The organism is Candidatus Cloacimonadota bacterium, assembly GCA_020532355.1.
Classification (GTDB): Bacteria; Cloacimonadota; Cloacimonadia; order Cloacimonadales; family Cloacimonadaceae; genus UBA5456.
On record JAJBBD010000111.1, the window covers coordinates 1 to 4,056 of the forward strand.

Sequence of the window (4,056 nt, forward strand, 5' to 3'; positions counted from 1 at the left end):
CGCCGTCGGAGAACTTCAACTGAGATGGAAAGTGGTGCACTTTAAAGTGCCAAAACTGGTGCATATTAAAATTCCGTTGACAGATGGCGATGGAGCGCAAGAACATCCGCAATGAAGGCATCAGGTTGGATAAGAAGGTCTACTGGCATCGGGAACTAATAAACCATGTGGGTCAGCCCTGCATCATCAGGTTCGATTACAGCGATGCCAGGTGGATAGTGGTCTATGACAAAAACGATGTCTTCATCTGCCAGGCAGCCCTCCGCAAGGCACAGCATCCCTTCATCGAGGTCTCGATGGATAAGGCGATCTCGCATAAGGAACTGAATAAGGAATATAAAGAGATCAAGGGCCTCAGGAGGGAGAAAGAACGCAGTGCCAAGAAGTGGGTGGTGAACTCCCAGAAAGCTGTCGATGCCCTCCTCAAGAATTCAACGACCAAGCAGGAGAAGCTTGAGGATCAGGGTGCCAGAGCGCTATTCAGCAGTCCTCCCATGTTGGAAGCGCCTCCCAAGGATAGTGACGAGATCATTGAGGAGATGACCAGAAAGGCGATGATGAGGCTTCCAAAGCATCCGGATATGCTGAGTCCGGAAGAGTGGGAGAAGCTGGATGCGGAAGAGAAAGAGAGACTGGCACGAGAAGAGATTGAGCAGAAAATCGAGCAGGAGATCAAAGAATCATTCGATAGGATCGGAATCGAGTATCAAGGCAGCAATAAAGATACACCGATATCCTGGAAGACCTCATTCAGTAAAACAGCAAGAGAGTATTACAAATCCGATCCAAGTGCCATAGCGGAACAATTAACATCGGATGATGGTGGAACTGCCACTGCCACCGCAACAATAGATGAGGTAAGTATAGATGATGAGAAGAAACCTCAAGCCGAAACAAGCCCCATTACCGAATCACTTGATGATAACCAAGCACAGGATGAGGCTAAGAATGGGCAGTCACCCTTCGCAAACCTCTCCAGAGCGGAACTCCACAAACGCATCGGGATAAACTAATAGGAGGATAATATGAAACAGGGAACTCTAGTCAGAACGCAGAACGTGATAGCCGCAGATAAATGCATCGAATACCTGCTAACCAGACCCAAGCTGGAGATGGTAGGACTTGGCTTGCTGTATGGCAGACCGGGATTGGGAAAGACCACCTATGCCAGTAGAATCGCCTTCAGTCAGGGTTATCTCTACCTCAGGCTGGAGGCAACTACCACTCCTAAAGCCTTTGCATCCAAGCTTCTCTTAGCCCTATACAAGAAATTTGGCATGGGGGAGTACATACCCTACGGAACAGCTAATGACCTCTTCATGATATGTATAACGGTTCTGGAGGATCACAAGGATACGATCATAGTTGTTGATGAGATAGACTACGCTTTCCGGCATCCCCAGCTCTTGGGAGCGATCAGGGATATAGTGGATGTGACCACAGCGATAGTGATCCTGGTCGGGATGCAGAATGCCAAGGACAGGCTCAATCAGATCAATGAATACTACTTCGATAGGTGCAACTTCTTCTATGAGTTCCAAGACCTGCCTAAGAAGGATATTGCCCAGTTATGCAGTGAGGTCCTGGAGATCAAGTTCCATCCTGATATTGTCGAATATGTCCACTTCCACTCCTGCGGCAATGTCCGCAAAGCCATGAAGCTTATCCGCTCAGTAGAGGAGATCGGCAAATACAAGAACCTTGAAGTAGTCTCCCAAGTCGATCTGGATGATTGAGGAAACAATGACGGACAAAGAACTAATCCTCAACTTCATCAGCCAATATGATCGACTATTCAATGCGGACCTTATATCCAAACTGACCAGTGTAAGCGTAGAAGCAACCGAAGAGCTACTACCCGAACTACTCCAAAGCCAAGCGATCAAGCAGATAGAAGATAATCCTCCCATCTACGTCCGAGCCAACCGCTTTCAAGCCAGGATCGGCTATCAGCACTATAAGGGCTGGACTTTCAGCATTGCAGATGCCCACAGGCTTTTAGATATCCTGGAACAAGGCAGATACAAGTCCATACGAGATATTGCTCAAGTCATCGGTAAATCCAGGCAATGGGTCTATATCTATCTTGAGGCTCTGGCGTCGATTGAAGTCGTTGATCTGAGGCAGTACATATACGTCGTTATCTCCCGCCAAAACGTGCCCAAAATCGGCAGGAAAGTTCAGAAAGGTATCCTAGGTCAACTCAGGAATTTGAATAGGATTGGGTGCTATAGATTACTGGAATAGACAGGTTGGGCTTGACAGAATTCGAAATCACACAGACCGGTTCCTAGTCACTTGAGATATATACTTAAAGCATCAAGTGACCTAAATAATGAATATCTGATTATCCATACATAGGAGCTTACCATGAAAGTATCAGACCCATACATTGAATTTACGCAGAATTTAAAGTGTTTGCTGAAGAAGTATCCTGATTTGATTACGATGACCTTGAGTAACATCTTTACAATGCGTAATAACCATTTCCTGCCACCAGTTATCACTAAACACTGGTAGTAATAGTGTTAGATACTTAGCAAGTTCGTGAGTCGTTGAGCCTTGTATGTCGTACATTCTTGTCACCTCAAATGGGCACTAATGACCATCCAAATTCTTAAAGCTTTTTGTGTGTAGTTGTAGGAATCCTGTCTTTATGAAATGTCGTACAAATTGAACCAATACGGTTAAATCGCTAGATGCCTATATAGTACTTCCATTTTCAGTAACCAGTTATAAAGATAAAGATCATTGCATAAATAGGCGAAGCTTTTACTGAGGTGATATTGATCTGTGCCACCAACGTTTTTCTGTCTTGAAGAGATCATTTCGGTCTATTTTCATGTTTTGACTCCGTAAACCCCCTCTTATTAAGCCCTGTTTTGGTCTATTCCCAAAATCTGGGCAGACCTCTCCTATCTCACGCTCGGAGAATCTTCAGACTACGCTTCAGATTGAAGGCAATTGCTCCCATGAACAGATAATCTGCCGTCTTTTGTAAGCCCATATAGATTGATCGACCCCATCCAAAGTTTTTCTTTAGTCCTCCAAAGCTGCGCTCAACCCGGTATCTCTGAGTGGAAACAGAATAGTTGAAGAGCTTTGTCTCCTCCGGCATATCCTGATTCTTCTTTTTCTTCTTCATGATTCTGGAAACCAGGTTCCGCTCTTGCAGTGCATCTTCATTCTCCTGGCTGCAGTAGCCTTTGTCTGCAAGAACCTCTGTCTCCTCCGGAAGCTCCAAGGATTCCACCAAGGGCATGAGCATGTGCCCATCATAGACATTGGCCGGTGTAACCTCAATTGCTTAGATTAGACCATGAGTCTTATCCACAGCTGTGTGCCCCTTGTAGCCATAGATGCTCTTATTGCCTTTCTTCAGCCACCTGGCTTCAGGGTCTTTGGACTCTTCCATCGTCAGAGCGGTTGCCTGATGGTTCCTCTGACCAGGAATCTCATCATCTCCTACAGGCTCTGTCTCGATAAACTCTTTCCTGCGTGTCGCCGTAATTTATAAGTGCACCAGAAACGGAACTATAGATTGCACCACTCTGAGGAAAAAATAAACTGCCTCTTGATGGAACGATCAGGAGGTACAAGTGAAAGGAGTGAATATGTATAACCGAGTTCAATCTCTGCTGTCCGAGTCCAAGAGTCTTCGTCAGATATCTCGGGAACCGGGTTCTCCATACTCAAATGACAAAACCACAGGAACATCGTATTATAGACAAGCTGCTCTTCCATCTGGTAATCAGATAACTTGTTCCAAGCCTGAACTAACATGATCCTAAACATCACTTCTGCCGAATATGTGTCCCTACCGGCTACAGAAGTCCTTTTTGATCTCAACTTTGTTGACCAGTTTGTTGATCCTCTTCCAGTCAAGCAGTTGATCCACATCTTTAGGGAAGTGCCTGCGGTTCGCCAAACGAGTGGCAATCTCTTGATCTGCGAAAGTTAGGGTTTGCTTTTCCATGATTAGCTCCTGTGTATTGATAGAGCCATAATCATAGATCTAACTAATTTGTCAAGAATTATTTAGATAAACTTCTTGTC

General features: G+C 45.2%; 7 protein-coding genes. 4 read left to right on the plus strand and 3 right to left on the minus strand.

Annotated elements, in window-relative coordinates:
- Window positions 1-89 precede the first annotated feature (89 nt).
- The 4 genes from LHW48_03915 (at window position 90) to LHW48_03930 (ending at window position 2,520) form a co-directional block, all read left to right on the plus strand.
- Entirely contained in the window at window positions 90-1,013 is a 924-nt protein-coding gene (locus LHW48_03915) for a Mu transposase C-terminal domain-containing protein (protein ID MCB5259604.1), read from the plus strand.
- A 12-nt stretch (window positions 1,014-1,025) separates the two neighbouring features.
- Window positions 1,026-1,736, plus strand: a complete 711-nt coding sequence (locus LHW48_03920; protein ID MCB5259605.1) for an ATP-binding protein — start codon at window positions 1,026-1,028, stop codon at window positions 1,734-1,736.
- A gap of 7 nt (window positions 1,737-1,743) precedes the next feature.
- Entirely contained in the window at window positions 1,744-2,247 is a 504-nt protein-coding gene (locus LHW48_03925; protein ID MCB5259606.1) for a hypothetical protein, read from the plus strand.
- A gap of 123 nt (window positions 2,248-2,370) precedes the next feature.
- Window positions 2,371-2,520, plus strand: coding sequence for a hypothetical protein (locus LHW48_03930; protein MCB5259607.1), 150 nt, complete (start codon window positions 2,371-2,373; stop codon window positions 2,518-2,520).
- A gap of 400 nt (window positions 2,521-2,920) precedes the next feature.
- Here LHW48_03930 and LHW48_03935 read toward each other — a convergent pair whose 3' ends face one another.
- From LHW48_03935 to LHW48_03945, 3 genes are all read right to left on the minus strand, one after another.
- Window positions 2,921-3,304, minus strand: a complete 384-nt coding sequence (locus LHW48_03935; GenBank protein ID MCB5259608.1) for a transposase — start codon at window positions 3,302-3,304, stop codon at window positions 2,921-2,923.
- 230 nt (window positions 3,305-3,534) lie between these two features.
- Window positions 3,535-3,885, minus strand: a complete 351-nt coding sequence (locus tag LHW48_03940; GenBank protein MCB5259609.1) for a transposase — start codon at window positions 3,883-3,885, stop codon at window positions 3,535-3,537.
- Complete coding sequence (locus tag LHW48_03945; protein ID MCB5259610.1) at window positions 3,818-3,976, minus strand: hypothetical protein; 159 nt, start codon at window positions 3,974-3,976, stop codon at window positions 3,818-3,820. The genes LHW48_03940 and LHW48_03945 overlap by 68 nt, the downstream gene beginning before the upstream one ends.
- Window positions 3,977-4,056 lie beyond the last annotated feature (80 nt).